This is a genomic window from Mesorhizobium sp. Cs1321R2N1, assembly GCF_037179725.1.
Classification (GTDB): Bacteria; Pseudomonadota; Alphaproteobacteria; order Rhizobiales; family Rhizobiaceae; genus Mesorhizobium; species Mesorhizobium salmacidum.
In genome coordinates this window covers 1-2,069 of the sequence record NZ_JAPYKP010000288.1, presented here as the reverse complement: position 1 = coordinate 2,069, position 2,069 = coordinate 1, and the positions used below count along the sequence as shown (strand labels likewise).

The 2,069-nt window shown below is 67.5% G+C and carries 2 protein-coding genes; both read right to left on the bottom strand.

The window, feature by feature from the left end; genetic code table 11:
• Positions 1–150: 150 nt before the first annotated feature.
• Positions 151–1,077 carry a sigma-70 family RNA polymerase sigma factor gene (locus O7A61_RS32020; RefSeq protein ID WP_337133146.1) on the bottom strand — a complete coding sequence of 309 codons (927 nt, stop codon included), beginning with the start codon at positions 1,075–1,077 and terminating at the stop codon, positions 151–153.
• Positions 1,074–1,826, bottom strand: a complete 753-nt coding sequence (locus tag O7A61_RS32015) for an SDR family NAD(P)-dependent oxidoreductase (protein WP_337133145.1) — start codon at positions 1,824–1,826, stop codon at positions 1,074–1,076. Before O7A61_RS32015 ends, O7A61_RS32020 begins: the two co-directional genes overlap by 4 nt.
• Positions 1,827–2,069: the final 243 nt, after the last annotated feature.

Here is a 2,069-nt window from a genome sequence, read left to right as displayed (position 1 = left end):
CCGGCGTGGCCGAGGGGCTGGCGACGAGCGAGCGGCCGTCCGACCGCGAGGTCTCCTCCCTGATCCCGTCGTAAAGCATGACGCCTCGCCTTTGATGCGGCGGCCCACGCCCGCCGTCAGGCGTCGATCCGGCCCGCGACCTGCTGTCGCCTATCGGCGTCCATTGCCACCAGATCCGGCTTGCCTTGCCAGCACCAGTTCCGCGTCCTCGAGAATGTAGCGGACATAACGGTAGTCGCGAATGAAGCTGATCCGGCCTTCGCGCCATTCCAGCCACATGAAATGACTTGGCTTCGCGGCGGCCCGGTCCTCGAACACCGCGATCACCTCGCGGCCCTCGACCCATGCCGGCCTGAGCCACAAGCCGTCGCTCTTGGCGTAGATCGTGAAGAACATGCCGACGTCGGCGGCGCCCGCGCGCGGCGGGTGCATGGACTGATGGAGCTGCACATCGTCGGCGAGCAGCGCGCGCAAGCCGTCCCAGTCGCGTTGGTTGAACAGATTGACGTAGCGCACGGTTGCCGCGAACGCGATGCGCGCATCGGGGAGCGGCTTGGCCTCGGCGTTGATCCGCCGAAGCCGGGCGCGGCCGCGCGCCAGATGCGCCTTCACCGCATCGACCGTGATATCAAGCAAGGCGGCGATGTCGGCCAGTGGCTCGTCGAGCACATCCCTCAGGATGATCACGCTGCGTTGCGGCACCGGAAGCTCCGCGAAGCGCGACACGGCGGTTTGCACGGCTTGCCTGCGCATCAGCATCTCCACCGGGTCGGCCTCGTCGGCAATCTCCAGCGCCGCCTCGATGGGCTCGGCGGCACGGATCGCGCGGCTGCGCAACAGGTCCAGCGCGCGGTTGTGGGCGATCCGGAACAGCCAGGGCCTGAGCTGCGGCACCTCGCGCAACTCGTCCAGGGCAATGAAGGCGCGCGCGAACGTATCCTGCACCACATCCTCGCCGTCGATGACCGATCCCATCAGCCGCGAACAATAGCGGTGCAGCTCCGGCCGCAAGGCGGCGGCAAGGGCAAGCAGCCCCTCCTGCCGGTCGCGCTCCACGGCTGGCTTTCCCTCGCTCAAGGAGCCTCCATGATCGTCACGCCCGCGTCGCCGCTGAGGCCGAAGACGACGCCCTCGGCATATTGCGGGTCTTCCAGGACGGAAACCACCCTGTCGCCGAAAGCCCGGGGCGGCATCGGCGCGCCGAAGCGGGTGACGAATTGTTCCGGCGTGATGCCCATCGAGCCGGCATAGGCGCCGGCCGCCGCGTCGCCGATTCCGGTGCCGAGGATCATCTGCCGCGGCACGATCGCCTGGAAGCCTATGCCGAGGCCCTTCTCCCGCGCCACGCCATTGGCGTATTTGGCCATGAACCACAGCATCCGCTTGGAGCCGCCATAGCCGCCCGACATCTGCGATCCGGTGACGGCGGCTCCGCTCGACCCCACCAGCACCCGGCTGCCTGGCTTGAGCGGCAGGTTCAGCGCCGCCTGCAGCCAGTAGAGCCCGGCCTTGACGTCGGTCTCCCAGGCGACGGAGAAATCCTCCCACTTCAACTGGTCCAGCCGCCCCATCCGGGGCGTGGCACCGGCATTCAGCACCACTATGTCTGGGCGAACCTCGCCAAGAATGCGATAGGCCGCGTCCTCGTCCGTGACATCGGCCGCAATGGTGGCGACCCCAAGCCGCACACCGACCGCTTCCAGCGCCTCGGCGCCCCGCGCGACCACGGTCACGCTGGCGCCCTGCTCGACCAGCGCTTCGACCAATCCGAGGCCAAGCCCACGGCTGCCGCCGGTGACCACGATATTCTTATCCCTGAGGCTCATCGACCTGCTCCAGTGTTTCACTGTAGCTAAGACGTTTGAGGATCGGGAAAAGAGTCAGGGGGTGGGCGAGATTTGGTGATGGAGTCCAGACATGACGCCGCCAATATAGGGCCGGGGAACGAACCCGCTGCGCGGGAGGGCGCCTGCGGTTGAGGTAGCGGTTACGGGCCGTGCGTCGCGCTCGCATTGAGCGTCCTCCGGCAGCGGCAGAGCATGACGGGCTTCTTCAACAAGGAGCCTGAC

Excerpts from the sequence above, each read along its gene's own strand:
- O7A61_RS32015 (WP_337133145.1), bottom strand. The coding sequence starts at position 1,826 with ATGAGCCTCAGGGATAAGAATATCGTGGTCACCGGCGGCAGCCGTGGG.